This is a genomic window from Asaia siamensis, from assembly GCF_014635085.1.
GTDB lineage: Bacteria > Pseudomonadota > Alphaproteobacteria > Acetobacterales > Acetobacteraceae > Asaia > Asaia siamensis.
This window is the reverse complement of the sequence record NZ_BMCH01000003.1, coordinates 398839-419398: the sequence shown is the minus strand read 5'-3', so window position 1 is coordinate 419398 and position 20560 is coordinate 398839. Positions and strand designations below refer to the sequence as shown.

The 20560-nt window shown below is 56.7% G+C and carries 18 protein-coding genes and 2 pseudogenes; 10 read left to right on the top strand and 10 right to left on the bottom strand.

The features are described from left to right. Window positions 1–28: 28 nt before the first annotated feature. From cyoD to IEV53_RS07735, 4 genes are all read right to left on the bottom strand, one after another. The gene (gene cyoD, locus IEV53_RS07750; protein ID WP_188426190.1) at window positions 29–346 is read right to left on the bottom strand and encodes a cytochrome o ubiquinol oxidase subunit IV; all 318 of its coding nucleotides are present in this window, start codon (window positions 344–346) and stop codon (window positions 29–31) included. Continuing rightward, complete coding sequence (locus IEV53_RS07745) at window positions 343–996, bottom strand: cytochrome c oxidase subunit 3 (protein WP_188426189.1); 654 nt, start codon at window positions 994–996, stop codon at window positions 343–345. Before IEV53_RS07745 ends, cyoD begins: the two co-directional genes overlap by 4 nt. Beyond that, the gene (locus IEV53_RS07740) at window positions 996–3029 is read right to left on the bottom strand and encodes a cbb3-type cytochrome c oxidase subunit I (RefSeq protein WP_456304108.1); all 2034 of its coding nucleotides are present in this window, start codon (window positions 3027–3029) and stop codon (window positions 996–998) included. Before IEV53_RS07740 ends, IEV53_RS07745 begins: the two co-directional genes overlap by 1 nt. Before the next feature lie 67 nt (window positions 3030–3096). After that, entirely contained in the window at window positions 3097–4014 is a 918-nt protein-coding gene (locus IEV53_RS07735; protein ID WP_188426187.1) for a ubiquinol oxidase subunit II, read from the bottom strand. Between the two features lie 242 nt (window positions 4015–4256). Between IEV53_RS07735 and IEV53_RS07730 the strand changes: the two genes are divergently transcribed. The 3 genes from IEV53_RS07730 to IEV53_RS07720 all read left to right on the top strand — a co-directional run bounded on the left by IEV53_RS07730 (window position 4257) and on the right by IEV53_RS07720 (window position 7896). Beyond that, entirely contained in the window at window positions 4257–4799 is a 543-nt protein-coding gene (locus tag IEV53_RS07730; protein ID WP_188426186.1) for a hypothetical protein, read from the top strand. Window positions 4800–4841: 42 nt separating this feature from the next. Continuing rightward, window positions 4842–6299 carry a cardiolipin synthase gene (cls, locus tag IEV53_RS07725; RefSeq protein WP_229719755.1) on the top strand — a complete coding sequence of 486 codons (1458 nt, stop codon included), beginning with the start codon at window positions 4842–4844 and terminating at the stop codon, window positions 6297–6299. A 178-nt stretch (window positions 6300–6477) separates the two neighbouring features. Next, complete coding sequence (locus IEV53_RS07720; protein WP_188426185.1) at window positions 6478–7896, top strand: RtcB family protein; 1419 nt, start codon at window positions 6478–6480, stop codon at window positions 7894–7896. A gap of 284 nt (window positions 7897–8180) precedes the next feature. On the opposite strand, the gene IEV53_RS07715 is transcribed toward IEV53_RS07720, so the two are convergent. The 4 genes from IEV53_RS07715 to IEV53_RS07700 form a co-directional block, all read right to left on the bottom strand. Further along, the gene (locus IEV53_RS07715) at window positions 8181–9017 is read right to left on the bottom strand and encodes an aminotransferase class IV (RefSeq protein WP_188426184.1); all 837 of its coding nucleotides are present in this window, start codon (window positions 9015–9017) and stop codon (window positions 8181–8183) included. Further along, window positions 9014–10291: an anthranilate synthase component I family protein gene (locus IEV53_RS07710; RefSeq protein ID WP_188426183.1), complete on the bottom strand. Its 1278-nt coding sequence runs from the start codon at window positions 10289–10291 to the stop codon at window positions 9014–9016. The genes IEV53_RS07715 and IEV53_RS07710 overlap by 4 nt, the downstream gene beginning before the upstream one ends. A 141-nt stretch (window positions 10292–10432) precedes the next feature. Then, window positions 10433–11386, bottom strand: a complete 954-nt coding sequence (locus IEV53_RS07705) for a metallophosphoesterase family protein (protein ID WP_188426182.1) — start codon at window positions 11384–11386, stop codon at window positions 10433–10435. Between the two features lie 122 nt (window positions 11387–11508). Further along, on the bottom strand, window positions 11509–12135 hold the full coding sequence (locus tag IEV53_RS07700; RefSeq protein WP_188426181.1) for a TetR/AcrR family transcriptional regulator: 627 nt from the start codon (window positions 12133–12135) through the stop codon (window positions 11509–11511). A 50-nt stretch (window positions 12136–12185) separates the two neighbouring features. Here IEV53_RS07700 and IEV53_RS07695 point away from each other — a divergent pair, with 50 nt between their 5' ends. From IEV53_RS07695 to IEV53_RS14755, 4 genes and pseudogenes are all read left to right on the top strand, one after another. Next, complete coding sequence (locus IEV53_RS07695; protein WP_188426180.1) at window positions 12186–13706, top strand: FAD-dependent monooxygenase; 1521 nt, start codon at window positions 12186–12188, stop codon at window positions 13704–13706. Between the two features lie 42 nt (window positions 13707–13748). Beyond that, a pseudogene (locus IEV53_RS14760) lies at window positions 13749–14128 on the top strand (integrase core domain-containing protein); the annotation flags it as partial. A gap of 82 nt (window positions 14129–14210) precedes the next feature. Beyond that, complete coding sequence (locus IEV53_RS07685; protein WP_188426178.1) at window positions 14211–14774, top strand: hypothetical protein; 564 nt, start codon at window positions 14211–14213, stop codon at window positions 14772–14774. 631 nt (window positions 14775–15405) lie between these two features. Beyond that, window positions 15406–15768 (top strand): annotated as a pseudogene (locus tag IEV53_RS14755) (transposase); the annotation flags it as partial. A 228-nt stretch (window positions 15769–15996) separates the two neighbouring features. On the opposite strand, the gene IEV53_RS07675 reads toward IEV53_RS14755, so the two are convergent. After that, on the bottom strand, window positions 15997–16368 hold the full coding sequence (locus IEV53_RS07675) for a hypothetical protein (protein ID WP_188426177.1): 372 nt from the start codon (window positions 16366–16368) through the stop codon (window positions 15997–15999). A 389-nt stretch (window positions 16369–16757) separates the two neighbouring features. Between IEV53_RS07675 and IEV53_RS07670 the strand changes: the two genes are divergently transcribed. Both IEV53_RS07670 and IEV53_RS07665 read left to right on the top strand, forming a co-directional pair. Continuing rightward, complete coding sequence (locus tag IEV53_RS07670; protein ID WP_188426176.1) at window positions 16758–17012, top strand: hypothetical protein; 255 nt, start codon at window positions 16758–16760, stop codon at window positions 17010–17012. A 161-nt stretch (window positions 17013–17173) separates the two neighbouring features. Beyond that, window positions 17174–18958: a DUF885 domain-containing protein gene (locus IEV53_RS07665; RefSeq protein WP_229719754.1), complete on the top strand. Its 1785-nt coding sequence runs from the start codon at window positions 17174–17176 to the stop codon at window positions 18956–18958. Between the two features lie 51 nt (window positions 18959–19009). Here IEV53_RS07665 and IEV53_RS07660 read toward each other — a convergent pair whose 3' ends face one another. Continuing rightward, entirely contained in the window at window positions 19010–19756 is a 747-nt protein-coding gene (locus IEV53_RS07660; RefSeq protein ID WP_188426175.1) for a glucose 1-dehydrogenase, read from the bottom strand. A gap of 161 nt (window positions 19757–19917) precedes the next feature. Between IEV53_RS07660 and IEV53_RS07655 the strand changes: the two genes are divergently transcribed. Beyond that, a complete protein-coding gene (locus IEV53_RS07655; protein ID WP_229719753.1) occupies window positions 19918–20538 on the top strand; it encodes a TetR/AcrR family transcriptional regulator in 621 nt (206 codons plus the stop codon). Window positions 20539–20560 lie beyond the last annotated feature (22 nt).

The following is a 20560-nucleotide window of genomic DNA, read 5'->3' as shown; positions in this document are numbered from 1 at the left end:
TAAAGGGCTGCAGAATGAGGCCGGAACATTACCCCATCATGTGCCTCTGATTACTCAGCACCCAGAGCGTTCCTCCCACCATGAGGGCCACGATCAGGAGCGAAAACAGGATCAGCTGCAGATCGTCGCGATGCGAGCGTGACAGATCGATATGCAGGAAAAACCGGAAATGAACGATGACCTGACATAACGCGGCTATGGCGATCAGCCAGAGGAGTGACGTCTTCGGCAACAGCCCGAGCATAACCCCTCCGAAAGGGAGGGCCGAAAGCACGACGGCCAGAATGAGGCCAATCACGTAGCCATGCAGTTCCTGTCGGCGCTCCGCTTCATGGTGATCGCTCATGACAGCACTCCAAGCAGATAGACAATCGAGAAGATCCCAATCCAGACGATATCGAGAAAATGCCAGAACAGGGCGAGGCGCATGAAGCGTGTCTGCACCAGCGGGTCGAGACCGAACCGGGCTGTCTGCGCAAACATGATGAGCATCCAGAGACAGCCGCTCGTGACATGCAGCCCATGCGTACCGATCAGGGCCCAGCTGGCAGAAAGCCAGCCCGATCGGGAGGGACCACCCCCTTTCGCCGCCATGGTCATGAAATCATGCAGCTCCAGCGACAGGAAGGCGAGGCCAAGCAGCAAAGTAATGGCAAACCAGAAAAGCGTCTTTTTGACCGAGCGATCATAGCGCATCGCCAGAGTAGCCAGCCCGCAGGTGAAGCTGCTCGCGAGCAGGGCAACCGTCTCCCATGCGGCGGAAGAAAGATCGAATAGTTCATGAGGGCCGGGACCACCCGCGAGGGAGTGGCCCATCGTCGCATAGGTGACGAACAGCATTGAGAAAATGATGAGATCGCTCATCAGGAAGACCCAGAAGCCGAACAGTGCCTCTTCGGCCTGTGAGCGGGCTTCCTCCTGATGCGAGGCGGGAGCGGCATTGCTCAGACGGATGCCGATATGACTTGGCCCCTTGCCCTGTACGGTTTGCGCCATCAGATCGGCTCCTTGACCAGGCCGTTATTGGCGGTCGTGAACATGGCATCGTTGTCGATGAAAGCGGTCTCGCGCAGCGTGAGCAGCCAGCGCTCTTCATTCTCCCTGATCTCGGAGGCCGGGACGATATAGGTCGTATTGCGATTGAAGCTGCGCAGGATGATCGCGCCGAAAAACACGGCGGCACCCAGAATGACCGCCCACCAGATATGCCAGGTCAGGGCAAAGCCGAACACACCACCTGCCACGCAGCAGACAAAGCCAACCGGTGTGTTCGAGGGCAGCTCGATATCGAAATAATGTTCCGGAGCCCGCCAGGCATCGCGATGTTTTTTCGCTTCATGAAAAGCATCGACACAGTCGATTTTTGGGATCAGGGCAAAATTATACTCTGGCGGCGGGGCTGCAATCGACCACTCCAGAGTGCGTCCGTTCCAGGGGTCGCCCACGGGCACGGCAAGGGCCTTGCGGTTTTTGATGCTGGTCCAGAGCTGAATGACCATGCTGACCAGAGCGCCGAGCACCAGAAACGCGCCGCAGAGGGCGACCCAGAGATAGGGGCGATAAACGGCTTCGAAAAACTCCTGGCTGCGTCGCGGCATGCCCAGCGCGCCAACGATATAGAGCGGCATGAAAGCCAGAATGAAGCCGCCCACCCAGCAACCGAAAACGATACGCCCCCAGCCTTCATGCAGGCGAAACCCGAAAGCCTTGGGAAACCAGTAGTGATAGGCGCTGAGCATGCCGAAAAGCAGGCCGGGGATGAGCATGTTGTGAAAATGCGCAACCAGGAAAAGCGTATTATGCACCTGATAATCGAAGCCGGGATTGGCCAGCATGACCCCGGTGGCCCCCCCCACGACAAACAGCATCATGAACGCGCAGGCATAGAGCATGGGCACGCTGACCCTGATACGCCCGCGCGCCATGGTCAGCAGCCAGTCATAGACTTTCACGCCGGTAGGGATGGCAATCAGCATGGTGGCAATGCCGAAGACGGCATTCACATTGCCGTCCTGCCCCATGGTGAAGAAATGGTGCAGCCAGACCGTAAAGGACAGGACTGCGATCGAAACAGTCGCCCAGACGAGCGAGGTGTAGCCATAAAGTCGTTTATTCGAAAAAGTGGCGATGGTTTCTGAATAGACGCCAAAAGCAGGCAATATAAGGATGTAGACTTCAGGATGTCCGAAGAGCCAGAACATGTTGATGTAATTCATCATGTTCCCACCAAGTTCGTTGGTGAAGAAATGCATATCCAGATAGCGATCCATGGCCAGCATCAGCGTCGCCACGGTCAGAGGCGGCATGGCAAAAATCATCAGGATCGAGATGCACAGGGCGGTCCAGGCGAAAAGGGGCATACGGAAAAGCGTCATGCCCGGCGCGCGCTTCTTGTAGATTGTCACGGCAAAATTGATGCCGGTCATGGTGTTGCCGACCGAGCTCAATGTCAGCGCCCATATCCAGTAATCCACCCCCACGCCGGGGCTGAATGACAACTCCGTATAGGGCGGATATCCGGTCCAGCCCCCTGTCGAGAACTTGCCGATGCAAAGCGAGATCATCAGCAGCACGGCACCCGCGCTGGTCAGACCGAGGCTGATCGAGTTCATGACCGGAAAGGAGACGTCACGGGCACCAATCTGGAGCGGCAGAACGAAATTATAGATGCCGATCAGGAACGGCATGGCCATGAAGAAAATCATGATCGTGCCGTGGGTCGTGAAGAGCTGGGCAAAATGTTCGGGCGGAATGAAGCCGGGGTTCTGATACGCCACGGCCTGCTGCGACCGCATGACAACCGCCTCGACCACAGCGCGGGCCAGCATCACGAAAGACACCACAACATACATGATGCCGATTTTCTTGTGGTCCACGCTTGTCAGCCAGTCCGACCAGAGCGCGCGCCATCCTTTCAGCCAGGTGACGAATACCAGCACGGCCAGGGCGCCCAGAACCACGATCGAGGCAGCAAAGGTGGCGATGAGGCTGTAGAAGGGCAGGGCATCATAGCCAAGCGAGCCGAGCAGGAAGTGACGCAAAGGCTGATCTCCGGTCTTTTGGGTGTCGCAATGGCGACAGCAGGGTTAGGCTCGATCAGCCGGAATGAGGGAGCATCGAGGCGTCGTAATGCATCACGATGCCCTGGAAGAAACGCTCTGGAACCGAAGAGAAAATCGCATCCGAGGCCTTGGCGTCGTGCAGAAGCGTCTGAGCCGATTTGCGACCGGTTTCCTGTCTTCGCAGGATGTCATAGCTTTGTGTGTCGAGCTGCAGGGGGCTCGAGCCGGCCTTTGCCAGCCACTGCGCAAACTGATCGGGCGAAACGATATCGACGGGGAATTTCTGATCCTGAAATCCCATGCCGTTGAACTGCGTGTTCTCGCCGAGCAGGCGACCTGTCCGGTCCGCCTGAAGATGGAGATGCGTCACCATGCCCGCCATGGCGTAGATCTGGCTGCCGAGTGAGGGGATCAGGAAGGACTGCATCGTGCCGTCCGAGGTTAGATGGAATTCGACCTCCCGCCCTTGCGGCAGCACGAGGTGATCGAGGCTTGCCACATGCGCTTCGGGGTAGATGAAAAGCCATTTCCAGTTCAGGGCCACAACCTCGACTTGTAGCGGCGGAGCATCACCAATGGCGCGCTCGGGGCTGAAGCGTCGCTCGGGCCCCCAGACCAGGAGCGAGAAGGCAATGACGACGACTGCCGGAAAGCCCCAGACCAGAAATTCGAGCGGCAGGGCGAAATCCCAGTCCGGCAGAAACCGTGCCCTGCGATTGGAGGCGCGGTAATGCCAGAGGCAAAGCGGAACACCGATCAGCACGGGCAGGATCACCAGAAGCAACCCGCCTGACAGCAGAAGGAACCAGTGTTTCTGAAGTGCCGCGACCGGCCCGGCCGGATCGAGAAAGGAGATGTGGTCTGCCTGACACCCGCCAAGAAGCAAGGCAGGAAGAAGCAGCGTAAATCGGCCATGGCGCAGGGCCGAAGCGATCGGTCGGGTTCTCGTCACGTTCGGTCTGTTCCATGAGCAAGGGTCGGGTTTAACAACTCGAAACCGTGATCAGCGTTTCCCCTTCTGTTTCATAAAATGTCTTTTCATTTGCCCGCAGCATGCCCGTGTGATCAGCGAGATGCGATGAAGTGGCCGATTTGCAGGGGGCTGTTTCAGGCGTAAGGTGAGGCACAGGCAACTCATGCAGCGCTGTGACGTCTGAACAGCAAGCCTGATCGAACAAGAAGGAGGCGAAGGTCATGTTCCCACGTTCTTTTGCGGCTTTTGCCGCGTCCCTGTCCCTTTGCCTCGTCCCCCTGACGGCTTCGGCTGCGACAAACCCGGCCTCTGGCATGGCCGCCAAGCCGCCTGTACCGGGCACGTCAGCGTCTTCTGCTGCCCCTGCGGCGACACCTGCCACGCAATCGACGATCAGCTTCACGCTTAAGGAAGTCGGTGGCGGGCTGGGGTATGAATGGGGCAAGGGCGTCCTGCATCATAACGGCAGGGATATTCCCTTCGAGATCGGTGGGGGCGGTATCGCTTCTCTTGGCTACATCACGGTCAAGGGCACGGGCACCGTCAAGGATCTGGCACGTCTCGATCAGTTCGATGGCACCTACTGGACCGTCAAGGCAGATGCCGCCATCGGCTCGGGTGTCGGTGCAGCTGTGCTTGAAAACCAGTATGGCGTGAAGCTTGATCTCAAGATGAACATCTCCGGTGCCCATGTAGGGGCCTCGGTAATGCGCCTGCGCTTCAGGCTTCTGCCCGAAAAAACCGAAAAGCTCGTAGCGCAATAAACCGTCCTGCGACGCAAGACGCTGGGATAAGGGTCTGCTTTCATGGAAATGACCGGCTGGCGTCTGACTGGCGCCTTGCTGAGCTTCGCCGTTCAGGTGGTGTTCATCGGGCGCGCTTTGTTGCGCCCCCATCGGCAACCGGCTTCCCGTGTGGCCTGGGTGGCCATCATCGCAGCCTTGCCTGTGCTGGGAACGCTCGCCTACCTCATGCTGGGCGAGACCAATATGGGCCGTCGCCTTGTGTCGCGCATCACGGAAGCCCGTAAAACCCTGCATGTGCCGGGCAAGAGCAGCGAAGACCTGATTGATGCCGAGGGTAAATACCATCTGCCGCCGCGTCTGGCGCCCTTGTTTCGTGTCGGCCAGTCTGCCAGCGGCTATCCGCCTGAGGCAGGCAACCGGGCGCGTCTTCTGCCCGATTCCAATACAGCCATCGATTCCATGGTGCGCGATATCGATGCGGCGCAGGACCATGTGCATATCTGCTTCTACATCTGGCTGACGGATCATAACGGCACAAAAATAATCGATGCCATCTGCCGGGCAGCCTCGCGTGGCGTGACCTGCCGCGTAATGGCTGACGATCTTGGCTCGCGCCGCCTGATCGCTCACCCGTCATGGAAGAAAATGCAGGAGGCGGGTGCCCATCTGGTACGGGCCATGCCTATGGGCAATATTCTCACCTGGCCTCTTCATGGGCGCATGGATATGCGTAATCACCGCAAGATCGTGGTGATCGATAATCGCCTGACCTATTGCGGCAGTCAGAACTGCGCCGACCCGGAATTTCGCGTCAAGGCGCGCTTTGCGCCCTGGGTTGATCTCATGACGCGTTTCGAAGGGCCTGTGGTGCTGCAGAACCAGCATCTTTTCGCGACTGACTGGATGGCACACACCGATGAGGATCTCGGTGCGCTTCTCGCATCCGCTCCGGTCATTGAAGATCGCGAGGGCTTCGTGGCGCAGGTCATCGGGACCAGCGCGGCCTTGCGTTATGCTGCGATGCCTGAGGTATTTACTTCGCTCATGAATGCCTCGGCAGAAGAGCTGACAATCACCACGCCCTATTATGTGCCGGATGAGCCTATTCAGGCAGCGCTTTGTGCGGCAGCCCGACGCGGCGTGCGTGTGACGATGACCGTACCCACGCGCAATGATTCATGGATCGTAGCGGGCGCGAGCCGCAGCTATTATGAGGAATTGCTGGAAGCTGGCGTGCGTATCTTCGAATACCCGCTTGGCCTCCTTCACACGAAAGCACTTACGCTCGATGGGCGCATGGGCATGATCGGCTCTGCCAATCTCGACCGGCGCAGCTTCGACCTCAACTTCGAAAACAATATCCTGTTCAGCGACCGCGATTTCACTGCCGAAATCCGGGCGCGGCAGCATAGTTACACTGATGTCTCCGACGAAATCACGCTCGAGGCGGTTCGCGCCTGGCCGTGGTCTCGTCGCCTCTGGCACAACACCCTGGCGATGATTGGACCCGTGCTCTGACTGGGGTTCCTGCCTGACAGTTGCCCCGTCAAACAAGCGCCGCTGTCCTGGCGTCTCAACGGTTTTCTAGAGCGTCGCACGTACAGCCGGGCGTTGACAGTATCCGGACGAGGTCCTAAAGCGGCGCCACTTATCTCGCATTACCGCGGCTGCTACCCGGTTTTGTGAAGAGATAAAAATGAACAAATACGTTGAAACTCATCGTCTCGATGAGAACAGGATACGTGTATCCACCACTAGCGGTCTCGATATTACCCTGTTCGCCAATCGGGATGTCCCTGTAGACAGGGCATCTCTGCGCGAAACGGCTGGTATCAGCCTCATTCATGACACTGTCGAGCTTCTGAAGCAGGACGGTTTCCTTCAGCATGAGAGCTCGGTAGAGCGTGTCGTGCTGACGCCAGACTTCCATAAGGGCTCAGGCATACCCGTCGGAACGGTAATTGATGCGCGCGGCTTTATCATCCCCAAAGCCATTGGTCGCGACATCAATTGCGCAATGCGTTTTGTGGCGACCGATATCCCTGCCGAAAGCTTCCGGGCACTTGGCCGGGAACTTGACGACACGCTGCGGCATGTCTTTTTCGAAGGTGGCAGAGATATCGTCTTTGACGAGCATCAGCGAGAGGCCGTCATGCGTCATGGCCTTCTGGGTCTTGATACGAAGCGCCCGCTCAAAGGCCTGCTGGCAGGGCTCACTCCCGATATCCTCGAGCAGGAAGTCGAGCGGACTCATAATGGGGGTTCCTGGGACACGTATGACACTTGGATGTTTGACGATTTCATCCGGGGTGCCGGAGGCGAGACGAGAGACAGTGCGCTGGGCTCTATCGGTGGTGGAAATCATTTCGTCGAATTTCAGGAGGTTTCGACGATTATGGATGCGCGAACCGCTTATCAATGGGGCATAAAGCCCGGAACGATCGGCATCATGATCCATTCAGGATCGCTTTTTGCGGGTGGGATGGTCGGAGATCACTACATGGATCTTGCGCGCCGGATCTATCCATCCAGTCTGGCAAGGCCCATTCATAATTTCTACCCACTTCCGCTTCGGGGCAGGCATGCCGAACACTCCCGCGCCTATCTCAATGTTCTGGGTCTCGCGAGCAATTTCGGTGTCATCAACCGCCTGTGCATGCAGCACATGGCCTTGAAGGCAGTCAGGGAGGTGATGGGCCGGGAATTCGAAAGCCATCTGGTCTATGATCTCTCCCATAATATGCTTTTTGAGAACGCAGGTGACTATCTGCATAGAAAAGGGGCCTCGCCTGCAGGAGAAACCAACAGCTTCTGGGGAGGTCATCCGGTGATTGTGCCAGGAAGCATGGGCACCAGTTCGTTCATCATGAAAGGGGGCAGTCTCGCACAGGCCCTGAATTCCGCACCCCATGGCGCCGGGCGGCTCTTGTCCCGGGGCAGGATGAGAGGCGCCGATCCAGCAAACCGTCTGAGAGTGGTCTCAAGGGTCAATCCGGTGGGATTGCGGGAGGATATCAGGCGTGAACTGGAGAAGGATCTCATGGAGGAGGCTCCTGCTTCCTACAAACCCGTTTTGCCAGCTTTTCACACTGTGCAGAATTCCGGGATGGCGTAAGGTGTGGCCGAGATGAAGCCTGTCCTGACAGTCAAAGGATAGCGTGGTTCAGTCTGGTCAAGGGGGGGGGGCACGCAAGCTGTCTCACGGGGGGAGTCACTTATGAGCGCTTCGGATTCCCCTGACGCCACGTAAGGCTTGCGATGGACTGTCCTCGGTAGAGGCCAAAAGCCGGTGCGGTTGTTGCGCGAGGCAGTCCCGTCGGGGCTCTGATAAAATCCATACGCTTCTTCAGCCGACCAGCGCGGTTCTCTTCGTGCGTCGTCGGGCAGGCGAGACGTGTTTCAAGATGACATTCCGTTGGGGGCTTTGTCGGTTGTCCGGGGAAACAGGGCGTCTCTCAGACGCGCTGTCCAGCGTGCCTCCTGCCTGAGTTGATCTGCTCCGATGGCGCTAACCTCTCTCAGGGAAAGGCTGTTGATCAGCCAGGCGGCGTCTGCCTGGCGCAATGTATCCAGATTGAGGCGCGCCTCTGAGCAAATCCCTGCCGCGATAAGTGTCGCACGCGCCGTGCCAGCCAGAGCGCCATCTTCCAGCCGCGGCGTCTGCAGGTTTCCGCCACTCAGCACGATCAGGGTAGAGGCGCTGGCCTCTGCAATATGCACGCCGTCAGCGGAGAGAAGCAGGGCATCGTCAAAGCCTGCCTGGTCGGCTTCGAGACGCGACAGGATTTGCGGCAGATAATTCAGATGTTTTATCCGGCTCAGGGGCGACGCGCCATCGCGCCGGTAGCGGCTGACATGCAGGCGGCAGGGGCCAGGGGCCGCCATGGGCAGGGCCTGGGTGATGAGCACAGTCGGATGAGGTGAGGGTGGCGGCAGAAGGCCGCGCGGCCCCACGCCGCGGGTAAGTGTCAGCCTCAGCGAGCCGGACGCATGTCCGTTGGCCTTGATAAGGCTCTTAAGCGCATGATGCAGCCGGTCTCCCTCCGGGAGCGGGATCTGAAGCAGCGCGGCGCCCTCGGCCAGGCGTCTGAGATGCGCGTCCAGCCGGACAAGAACGCCGTCATGCAGCCGCATGGTTTCGAATACGCCATCGCCCAGCAGAAATCCTCGATCGGTATAATCGAGAGGGGCATTTTTCGATGGGGCCAATCGGTCATTGAGCCACACAGATCTCATGGCTTAAAGAGGCCCAGCAGGGGAGCGGCCTTGAGGCACAGCTCGTCATATTCGCGCTCAGGGTCCGAAAGCGTAGTGATGCCGCACCCGGCCCCCAATGTCAGGCTGCCGGGTTTGAGCACGAGGCTGCGGATGATCACGCTGCTATCGAGGGCGCCATCGGCGCCAATGCGAAACAGCGATCCGCAATAGGCGCCACGGGCGCTTCGCTCGGTCGCATCGATCACTTTCAATGCCTGATGTTTGGGCGCCCCGGTCACCGAGCCGGGCGGCAGAGTGGCGCGCAGCAGATCGAGCGCTGTGAGCCCGTTTTCGAGCAATCCGGTTACGGCAGAGACAAGATGATGCACATGGGTGAAGCGCTCGACTGTGCAAAGCGCCGGTACGTTCACCGATCCGAGCTGCGCGACGCGACCGATATCGTTGCGCATGAGATCGGTGATCATCAGGTTTTCGGCATATTCCTTTTCATCCGCTCGCAGAGCTTTGGCGATCAGCGCATTTTCGGCAGGCGTGGCGCCGAGGGGGGCTGTGCCCTTGATCGGGCGCGTCTCGATACGCCCCTGAGCATCCATGCTGATAAATCGCTCGACCGAGGCGCTGAGCAGGGCGAAAGCCGGCGTATTGAAAAAGGCCCCAAAGGGAGAAGGTGAGGCGTGGCGCATACGGCGATAGACAGCACTGGCTGCGAGAGCCGGTGCGATGCTGGCACGAAACTGCGTCGTCAGATTGGCCTGAAACAGCTCACCGTTATTGATACGCGAGACGATGGCGCGCAAAGCTGCGCAGAAATCCCGGCGGTCGAAATCGGGAATGAAATCCAGAGTGGGGAGTATGGCAGAAGGGGCAGAGCATTGCGGCAAGGCAAGCGGCTGAGGGGCGTCGCAATAGCTGCTCCAGAAAAGCCGCTTCTCCTGCCGGTCGAAGACATAGGCGCCATCATAGCGGGCCACGCTCAGACCGGGGATAAACGGTGCATGGCGCGAGGCAATCCCCTCGAACGCAAGACCGGCTTCATAGCTGGCCAGACCGATCAGGCCTCCGCTGAATGGCAGCGTATGCTCGGCGCTTTTCGGGGGCAGAAGCTCAGGCAGGCGCGCCCAGTCGCTGACCGTATCACCGGTCAGGGTTGCCGAGGGGCGAGAGCAGAAAAACGTCCATCTCGCGCGCTCATTGATCGGGCCGCCACTATCGAGCAGCACCGACCAGGGCTCGTCGCCATAATGCGCGATAAAGGCATCGGGCGAGCGCCAGGGCAATTCCTCGATGCGCATCAGCGGATGCGCCCGTCATGGTGGAAATACGCGCGTGGCGCTGCGATGGTCACCGGGGAGGGGGAGAGCAAAAGCCGCATGGATCGGCCTTAACGCGCAGCTACCCTGTCGTCCAGAGATCCGGCGCGCCTGCTCCCCGGATCAGGTGTTTTTCGGGTCGATCGTCCTGAAGCCATAGGGGATATATTCAGGCAGGACGCGGCCTTTTTCGACACGTACGCTCAGATAGCCCTCTGGCGTGCCAAGCCGCGTGCCGTGCCACCAGTTGCCCGATACGGCGCCGCCAGTGATATAGGGCACACCATGCCAGGTGACGGTCTCGTACACATGGGTATGACCCTGGAAGACACCGATCACATTGTAATGGTCGAAAAGATCCAGCACCTGATAGGCGTTCTTTATGCGTGTACCGAGATGAGCGGGTGGCTTGTTCGGCGGGGGTGCGTATTCCTCGACTGCGGTGACGAGCGGAATATGGGTCGAGACGATGACCGGCGTGCCCACAGGTATGGACGCCAGATCATGGCTCAGCCAGGCAAGCTGGGTCGGGTCGATATAGCCCTCATAGGCGCGATCGGGCGTGATGCCGATTGAGTCGAGCACGATGAAATGCACGCCTTTATGGTCGAAGGAATAATAGGGCGAGCCGAAATTATCGATATAGTATTTCTTGCCATAAAGCGGATCTGAGGGCTCGATACCGCTCTTCGTATAGATGCCAAGGCAATCATGATTGCCCATGGTGTTATAGACCTGATGACCCAGCGTATCGGCTGTCTGCTTGTACAGATCCATCAGGCTCATCGCGCGTGATTTCGGCACGCCGAGCGCATCGAAAACATGATCGCCACCCTGCAGGGTAAAATCTGCCTTATGGGTGCGCGCCTGGTTGAAGCAGTCGAGGCAGCCTTTTGACGCGTTGAGTTCCGGCTGGATGTGGGTGTCGGTCAGAAACAGGAAGGTGAAGTCGTCATGAGGCAGCAGGGCGGGGCGCTGGGGCACCAGAGCCAGGGCGCTTTTGTTGAAGCCGAGCGTGCCAGTTGCGAGGCCGGCAAGCGCGGCTGAACGAATAAAACGGCGCCGTGGGAGAAGCATGATGACACCTGGTCTGCTGAAGAGGTTGTGTGACCCCTCGCAATAGACGCGTCCCTGAACGAATTGGGTGAAGCTTCAGTGACATCAACGGACGATATGCAGAGGTTTGTGCGGTCGCTGCTTCAGTCTGCTTCCAGAACCATGAAGGCAGCTTTTGTGGTGATGTCGATCAGATCCAGAAACAGGTTCTGTGCCTTGTCGCTTGTGCCTTCTGCAGCAAAACAGCTCTGGGCTTCGCTATAGGCGCGGCTCCATCCGGCAACGAGCAGCGTGGCTGCGAGGCGAAGGCGTGGCGTTCCCGAATGAAGGCCGAGGGCGGAGGCTGTGCCCTGCCCCACGTCGGACGTGATTTCATCGCGCAGGGCGCGTGCCCGCGATTTGAGCGTCTCGCTCTGGCTCAATGTGACGATGAAACTCTGACTTTGGGGTGTAAAGCGCAGAAACGGCGCGTCCTCGGCAATGAGACGATGCGCGCATAGCCTCAATGCCTCGAACGGATGCTTAGGGGCCGATTGGGCGAGCGTCTCGCGCAGAAGCGCGCGTATCTCCGGCTCGCGATCGAAAAACAGGTCTTCCTTGCGGGCAAAATGGTTGAAGACGGTCATGCGCCCGACATCGGCAGCCTCGGCGATGGTGTCGATCGTGACCCTGTCGAAGCCGTGCTCGGCAAAAAGTGCTGTGGCGATGTCCGAGATTTTCTGACGTGTCGCCATGCGTCGGCGGCTGTGGCGGTCTTTTCCAATTGACATGAACTGACCCTATCAGAAAAATATACTCAGTACAAATATGGATTCGGTCTATGAAGCATGTTGATGTCGCCATTATCGGGGCAGGGCCTGTGGGGCTGCTTCTGGCAATCGAAATGGCGATCGCGGGTGTTGACTGTGTGGTGCTCGAAACGCTGGCCGAGCCTGACACGGTGCAAAAGGCATTGTCTCTTGGGCCGCTAGGCGCCGAGGTTCTGATGCGTCGCGGGTTTTCCAGTCAACTCGACGCGCTGGAGGCGCGCACACGGGCCGTCATGGCGCCGTTCATGCAGCGTGGCGGCTGGGGCGCCAATGAGGAAAGCAAGCCGCGTTTCTCCGGGCATTTTGGCGGTATTCCGCTTCTGACCCAACCTATTGATCGCTCCCGCCCGACCAGGCTGATCGACCAGCGCTTTTTGCAGGAGTTTCTGCTCAGCGAAGTGAAGGAGCGTGGCATTCCACTCAGGCGCCCCTGCACCGTGACGGACGTACAGTCGAATGAGGAGAGCGTGACACTCAGCCTCCAGGACGCTCATGGTCGCAAAGAGGCTCTTGCCTGTCACTATGCCATTGGATGCGACGGAGGGCGCAGCTTTATGCGCCGCCATGGGCAATTTGCCTTTCCCGGTACGGCGCCCAGCCTGGCCTTCTATCAGGTCTTTGCCGAGTTTGCCGACCCGGATCAGACGCCACCTCCGGGGTGGCTGATGCAGCCCGGAGGCGTGCTGGCCTATGGCCCGGTGCCGGGCAGGTTGTTCATGGTCGATTTCTCAGGACCTCCGCCCAAGGAGTTGCGCGAGCCTGCACAAAGCCAGGTGGAGGAGGCGCTTGCCCGCGTCTGTGGGTACCCTGTTCCGCTCAAGGCGTTTCGTGGTGGGCGCTGCTGGACGGATCACACGCGCCTCGTTGATACCTATCGAAAGGGACGGCTCATTCTGGCGGGGGATGCTGCCCATATTCATCCCCCTTTCGGGGGGCAGGGTCTCGGACTGGGCCTCATTGATGCGGCCAATCTGGGCTGGAAGCTTGCGGCGGTAGTCCATGGCAGAATGCCCGAGACCCAGCTCGACAGCTACGAAGCCGAACGACGCCCTGTGGCGCGCGAGGTTCTCGACAACACGCTGGCCCAGACCGCTCTCATGCGCCCCGACCCGCAATCCCGGGCGCTGCGTGCGCTCATGGCCCAGCGTCTCTCTGACGAAGGAGAAAGTGCTACGCTCAGCAGTAGAATAAAGGGGTTTACGCTGCGCTATTCTCTGGGAGGCAGTCACGATGCTGTCGGGCGGCTTGTGGCCGATCAGCCACTTTGTGACGGGCGACAACTCTACGATCTGATGGTGACCGGACGGGGCGTATTCCTGCAGGCGCGGGGCGTCGCTTCTGGCAGAAAAAACCGCTTTCCCTCCTCCATCGTGCAGGGCGAAAGCGAAGGCAAAATATCCTGTCTGATCCGCCCCGATGGCTGCATTGCCTGGGCAGGAGAGGGGAACGACGTGTCTGGGCTGGATGACGCCATGGCACGCTGGTTTGGAAGTAATCTGCGAGGCGCTGACTTGACGGGATCTGTCACCTGAAGAGAGCTTGCGTACAAGCAAGTGCTCAGAGCCGAGATCATTGACGCGCTCCTCTGCGATCGTCGGTTCCGCATCCTGGCTGTCATTGACGATTTCAGTCGGGAATGCCTCTGTCTGGTGGCCGATACGTCCTTGTCCGGTGGACGGGTCGTGCGGGAATTGACCGCGCTGGTCAGGAAGCACGGCAAGCCCTTCATGATCGTCAGCGACGACGGAACGGAGTTCACTTTAGGCGATTGCGCGATGAATGCCTCAACGAGACCCTTTTCAGCTTCCTGGCGCAGACCAGAGAGATCTTCACTGCCTGGGAAGCGGATTACAACACCGTTCGCCCATACTCACAGCTGGGAGGCAGGACGTCTGGACAAACCGTTGTCATCCCATCTGGAACACATCATATGAATACAGAACTGTCCTTTTGAGGGGCTACAAGAAGGGAGCACGTCATAGACAATCCGTCTCAAAAGCGAGGTGGGCACTTTGATACGCCTAATAAGGATCACTATGACTACGAGAATTAGATACGTTGACTCGTCTAAGGCAACCAATGAAATATCCTTTATCCGTAAGGACCGCTGGAAAGGGGTATCAGATCAAGCTGCCGATTGGATCAGGGAATTTTATGATAAGAATTATTTAGATATATCTAATATAAAACTATTTATTCCGCATATTTGTGGAGTTAAAGATACAAAATTAAATAGATTTTTCATAGAGAAGCAGAAAAGATTTTTGCCACCCGAATTAAGGGAGGGGTGTGTAACCCTACATAGAAAGATATTTTCTAAGGAAGGAAAATTATATTATTGGGCCGTGATTTCTACATCAGACGATCTGCTAGGGGCAGCTATCGATATTTGTAGAGATCAAAGGAGTCTAATCATATTCGACAGTAATGATTGCGATAATTGGATTTATGCAATAGACAAAATATGTGAAGACTCTTTGGAAACATGGCTAAATATTGATTCTGAAGACACTATGGAAATGCTTTTATCGCGAGGCTTGAAAGTGTGGAGGGTTCGCGGAGCGTTTGATGACGAAGACCTCACGGTGCAATTATATTGAAAATATTTTACGAAGATATTAATGCATATATAGTATTGTCAAATAAATTATTTATGTATATAATCAATTTGTTATAAATATATTTTACTTTATGAGTAAAATTATATTCCGCTAATTTTGCCTATCAGGTCATATTGACAAAAGATCTATACGATCTGTCTGAGATCTGAGTCACTTGCTGCCTGTGGGATAAGGAGCAGGGAGAACGGGTATGGCACGAGGCGATTTGACGGATCATGAATGAGCGATGATTGGCCCGCTTCTGCCGCCTGAGCGTGGACGTTGGGCCCGTCCAGCTGGCGATAACTGCCGGTTTCTCAATGGTGTGCTGCATGTTCTGCACACAGGCTGTCCCTGCGGGACATGCATGAATGCTACGGTAGGTGGAGCTCCGTTTGTGTCCGGTTTCGGAGTTGGGCTGCACAGGGTATCTGGGATGCCCTGCTGCAAACGCTGGCAGATCCAGTCCGGGGCTGACCGATAACTGGCAGCATATGCTCGACAGCACCGTGGTTCGTGCCCATTCGCGAGCCACAGCCGTAAAAAGGGGGCTCATGCGGAAGCTTCTGGTCAGTTACGCGGCGGCTTTACGAGCAAAATCCACGCCCGATGAGACGCCAGAGGATGGCCGCTTGGTTTTGTCCTGACGCCGGGACAGACCCACGATATCCAAGGCTTCGGCCCGCTATTCTGCATGATCGCTAACAAGATCGAGGCGTTACTGGCAGACAAGGGTTACGATGCCGACGTCATGCGTGAGGAGCTTGCCAAGGCCGAAATCGAGGCCGGCATCTTGGCCAAAAGCAACCGCCGCACTCCTATCCCTCACGATAGAACCAAATACTGCTGGCGCAATCTCGTCGAGCGCCTGTTCAATAAACTCAAGAACTGGCGACGCATCGCCACCCGATATGACAAAACCAAGGGATCATATCTTGGCTTTGTCAGTCTCGTGTCGACACTCCAGCGGATACCCTTTGTCCACAAAATCTAGGGCGTCACAGTCGGAAGATAAGGATGGCGACCAGGCACAAGAGAGGTTGAGAGCCCTGTGGGCCTGAGCACGCATCTGTAATTTCTTTCGTTCAATGGCGCAGGAGGGGATAGAAATACAGCAACGCATCCATGTGCGATCAGTTTACGGAAATAATATTACAAATAATAATTTAATTATTTTCACTTGAATTTAGCGAATGATATTTTTTGCCGATTGGTTTTATGCTTAAATTGGTAAGTATATATTCAAGTATTTGCATATTTCATAATTGTCCTCAGTGTTTCTGCAATTCCAGATATCCAGCAGGCCGGATTCTTCAATGACAGATAACTTATCGATTGTAAGTTCTACGAAAAATAGCCAGTCGTTTTTAGAAAAGCATCGATTGACCAAAGAGTCATTAAATGACGCAATTAGTATCGCGCATATGGCAATTTTTGTTTCTTCATCAAGAAATTCTTCAGTGTATTTTTCCAGGAAATCGCCAATACGACGATGGTCGGATAATTCTATCTCCCAATCTTGCTCCCGACCCGTGGCGGGAAGATCAAGAAACTGCTCGACATGCCTTCTGGTCTGTTTAGATGGTATCCACATTTTTCAAGTGCCTTGTGGTATAATTAATGCATGATCTAGATAAATTATTAAATATTACTTACAATAATGAGAAGGAGTATTTTTATTTATCGAGTAGTTTTAAATATTTTTAAGTGCTGTTGTCTAAATATTTATGCTCTCTTACTTTAGTGCTTTCTTATTTATGCGCCTGATCGAAGTCTGATTTTGAGGAAACCGGCTTTTGAGTTTTCTGGGTATCTGAGTGTTTTCCAAAAGTTAGTTGGTGAGATGTTCCCCACATGTTTGAGGTGTATGTGCGAAACTGGAGTCCGTGACTGGGTTTTGTCAAGCTGGCTGATATGAATCCTGGCGGTTGTCTGTTATCATTCCCTCGCGAATAAATATAAAAATACAAAGGTGCCTCCAAAATGTCAAAATATGAAATAGAAGAATATTATAGGGGAGCGTCTCCTGAGTGGAGAAAAGAAGTGGAGAAATACTATGAGAAAATTGGTCGGGAGCTTGTGAAATGTAAAAATGAGTTCTCGTCTGAGTTTTATATCAGGATAGAAAACGAAGTGCCGCGCGATGTATTCTTATGGCTAGATGCTTTGTTGAGGGGAGGTAAAGTGCCATCGTCATGCACGCCCTATATGACTGACCTCTTCTTCATGATACACTGATCTGGTGATCATGAAACAACGCTGTCTGTGTCCAGGCGCAGAGAGGTTGGGCGATTTCCTTGTTAAGTGCGTTATTGCAGGTTCAATGATGCGACGTCACCCGTTGACGCCCTGCGCCTGACAGGTCGTTATGCCTGCGAATTGTTTTGTCAGGAGGCAGGATGCGCGCATTGTTCAGGAAGAAATCCTTATCCGGTCGCAGGGGTGCCCTGCTCATGGGGGTTGGTCTGGTTCTGGCGCCGCTTTCGGCGCATGCCGATGATGTCGGCTCACTCGTCAGCGACTATGATCGCTTTACGGCGACGCTCGATCCGGTTTCGGCAGCGTCGCGTGGAGATCAGGATGCGGCGGAACGCTGGCCTGACGACAGCCCCGCCGCAGAAGCTGCGCGCCTGAAGCAGAGACTGGCCTTCAGGGACCGCTTGGCCCATCTCGACCTTGCCACACTCAAAGGCGAGGCTCTGCTCAATGCGCGTCTGATGATGTGGGAAAATGATCTGGCAATTGAAGGTCAGAAATTCGATCCGTCGCGCATACCCTTCACGAGCGATGAGGGTTTCTATCAGGAAATCGGTTATGCAGCCGATAACACGCCTCTGCGCAGCGAGGCCGATGCCCGGCATTGGCTGGTGCGCATGAGCCGTATTCCCGCTTATGATTTACAGCAGACAGAAAACATGCGTCGCGGCATCGCCACGCATTTCGTTCAGCCGCGTCTCATCGCCGAGATTGCGCTGCGTGCCGTCAGGGCGCAGGCGGCACTGCCGGAAAATGAAAATCCGGCTCTGCGTCCTTTTGACACGCTGCCTGCCGCCATGCCCGCAGCACTGCGCCAGTCGCTGCGGGCAGAGGGCGCGCGCATCGTGCATGAGAAGATCAAGCCTGCCGAACAGGCCCTGGCCCGGTTTTTCGAAACAGAGTATCTGCCCGCCAGTCGCACAAGCCTCGGCGCCTCTTCCCTGCCTGACGGGCGCGCCTATTATGCGTATCTCGTCAAAAGCGAGACGACCACGACGCTCACCCCCGATCAGATCTTCGCGTTGGGCCAGTCGGAAATCGCGCGTATCCACAAGGAAATGCAGAGCCAGATGGACGCTGTTGGTTTCCACGGTGATTTCAAGGCTTTCGTCGCCACCATCAAGGCGGATCCCCGCTTTTACGTCACGAGCCGTCAGGCCCTGATGGAAAAGGCGAGTTTTCTGGCCAAAAAGATCGACGGTGAATTGCCACGGGTCATCGGCAAACTGCCGCGCCTTACCTATGGCGTACGCGAAGTGCCGCGTGCGATCGAAGAAGGATACACGACGGGTCGCTATGATCCGGGCAGCCCGGCTCTGGGTATTTCCGGCGGGCTGATGATCAACACCTCGCATCTCGACCAGCGTCCGCTTTACGAATTGCCGTCCCTGGTCGCTCATGAGGGGGTGCCGGGTCATCATATTCAGATTGCCCTGGCGCAGGAGATGACCGATCTGCCCGGTTTTCGCCGCGACTATGCCACGACGGCTTTTGTCGAGGGCTGGGCGCTCTACGCCGAGCAGTTTGTGAGCGAAATCGGACTCTATCCGACGCCGTACGATCGTTTCGGCCAGCTCTCGATGGAAATGTGGCGTGCCTGCCGACTGGTCATGGATGTCGGTATTCACTGGAAGAACTGGTCGCGTGACCAGGCGCTCTCCTGCCTGCGTGACAATACCGCGCTGGCCGAGAAGAACATCCAGAACGAGACCAACCGCTATATTTCATGGCCGGGTCAAGCACTGGGATACAAGATCGGTGAGCTGACCATTCTCGATCTGCGTCATCAGGCGGAGAAAGCCCTCGGGGCGAAATTCGACGAGAGACGTTTTCACGATCTGGTTCTGGACGAGGGGGCAATGCCTCTGGCCCTGCTGCGTGAGCGCGTGAAAAACTGGATCGAAACCGAAAGTAAGCGCGCCGGTTGAGGCCGGCAGGCCGGTCACGGAACAAGACATCCGTGACCGGCCCTGAATGGTTTAGCGCAGGCCACCCGACGCGATGAGCGTCTCACCTGTCAGCCAGCGTGAGTCTTCCGAGGCGAGGAACACGGCAAGAGGACCGATATCCTTCACCTCTCCCGTGCGGCCCAACGGTGTCTGGGCGATGATAGCCTGCTCCATTTCCGAGCCGATCACGCTGGCGGTCTGCGTGCCCTCGGTCTTGATCAGACCCGGATTGATGGCATTCACCCTGATCTGGCGGGGACCAAGCTCCTTTGCCAGAGAGCCGGTAATGGCATCGACGGCGCCCTTGGTCCCTGTATAGACGGCGCTGTTCGGCGGGGTGATGCGCGAGACAACGGAGCTGATATTGATGATGCTGCTGCCTGCCTGGAGATGCGGGCTTGCGGCCTGCGTCACAAGCAGCGTGCCCAGCACGTTGATGTCGAACAGGCGATGAAAATGCTCTTCGGTGATGTCTTCTATCCCGGCAAATTCATAGACGCCTGAGTTGTTGACCACGATGTCCAGCCGTCCGAATGTGCTGATGGCCTTGTCAATAATGGCCGCAGCCCCTGCCTTTTTGGAAACATCCCCCTGGACCGCCACGGCCTTTCCGCCCGCAGCACCGATGGCTGCGACGATCTGGTCGGCGCCTTCGCGGCTCGACGCGTAGTTGACGACAACAGAGGCGCCTGCCTCGGCCAAGGCTCTCGCAATTTCGGTGCCGATCCCCTTGGAGGCACCGGTAACGACAGCGACTTTTCCTGAAAGCTTGCTCATGATCCTGATACCTGTCTTGTGGCGGGTCCGTCTCAACTGCCTGAGCAGGGAACGCGCAAGGGTGAGAAAAGAGAGAGAAAGAACAACTTTATTTGTGGAGTGATCGCTCCAACATCATGCATATGAGAAGCGTTCGGGCGGTTTCAAGGATTTGTGGAGCGATGGTTACAAAAAATATCCAGACACAGCGCAAGGCGCGTGGGCGCCCGTCTTCCTTCGATCGTGAGACTGCGCTCATGGCGGCCATGCGTCTGTTCTGGGATCGTGGCTATGAAGGCACGAGCTTTGACGATTTGACCGCTGTCATGGGTATCAGCGCCTCCAGTTTCTACAACAGTTTCGGCAGCAAGGAGGCGCTCTATCATGAGGCGATCGACGCCTATGCCAGACAGGCAAGTGCCTGGTTTGTCGCGGCGCTCGAGACGGGACAGACCACGGCGGATGCCTTTCGCGCCCTTTTCGAAGCGGCGGCCTGTGCCTTCACGCGTTGTGACAGCCCTTCAGGATGTATGATCGCGAGTGCTGCGACCCAGTGCTCGCCTGCTCAAAGTCGCTTGAAGGAATTGATGATCGATCAGCGACGCCTTGCGGAAGACGCCATGAAGCAGCGCCTCGCCCTTGGCGTCAAGGCTGGTGATCTGGCGCCCACCACCGATCTCGATGCTCTGGCCGGGTATTTCAGCACGGTGATGCAGGGGCTCGGCATTCAGGCACGTGATGGGGCCAGTCGTGAAAAGCTGATCGAAATTGGCCATATGGCCCTGTCTGTTTTCAAGCAGTGACACAAAACAAAAACGTCGTGCA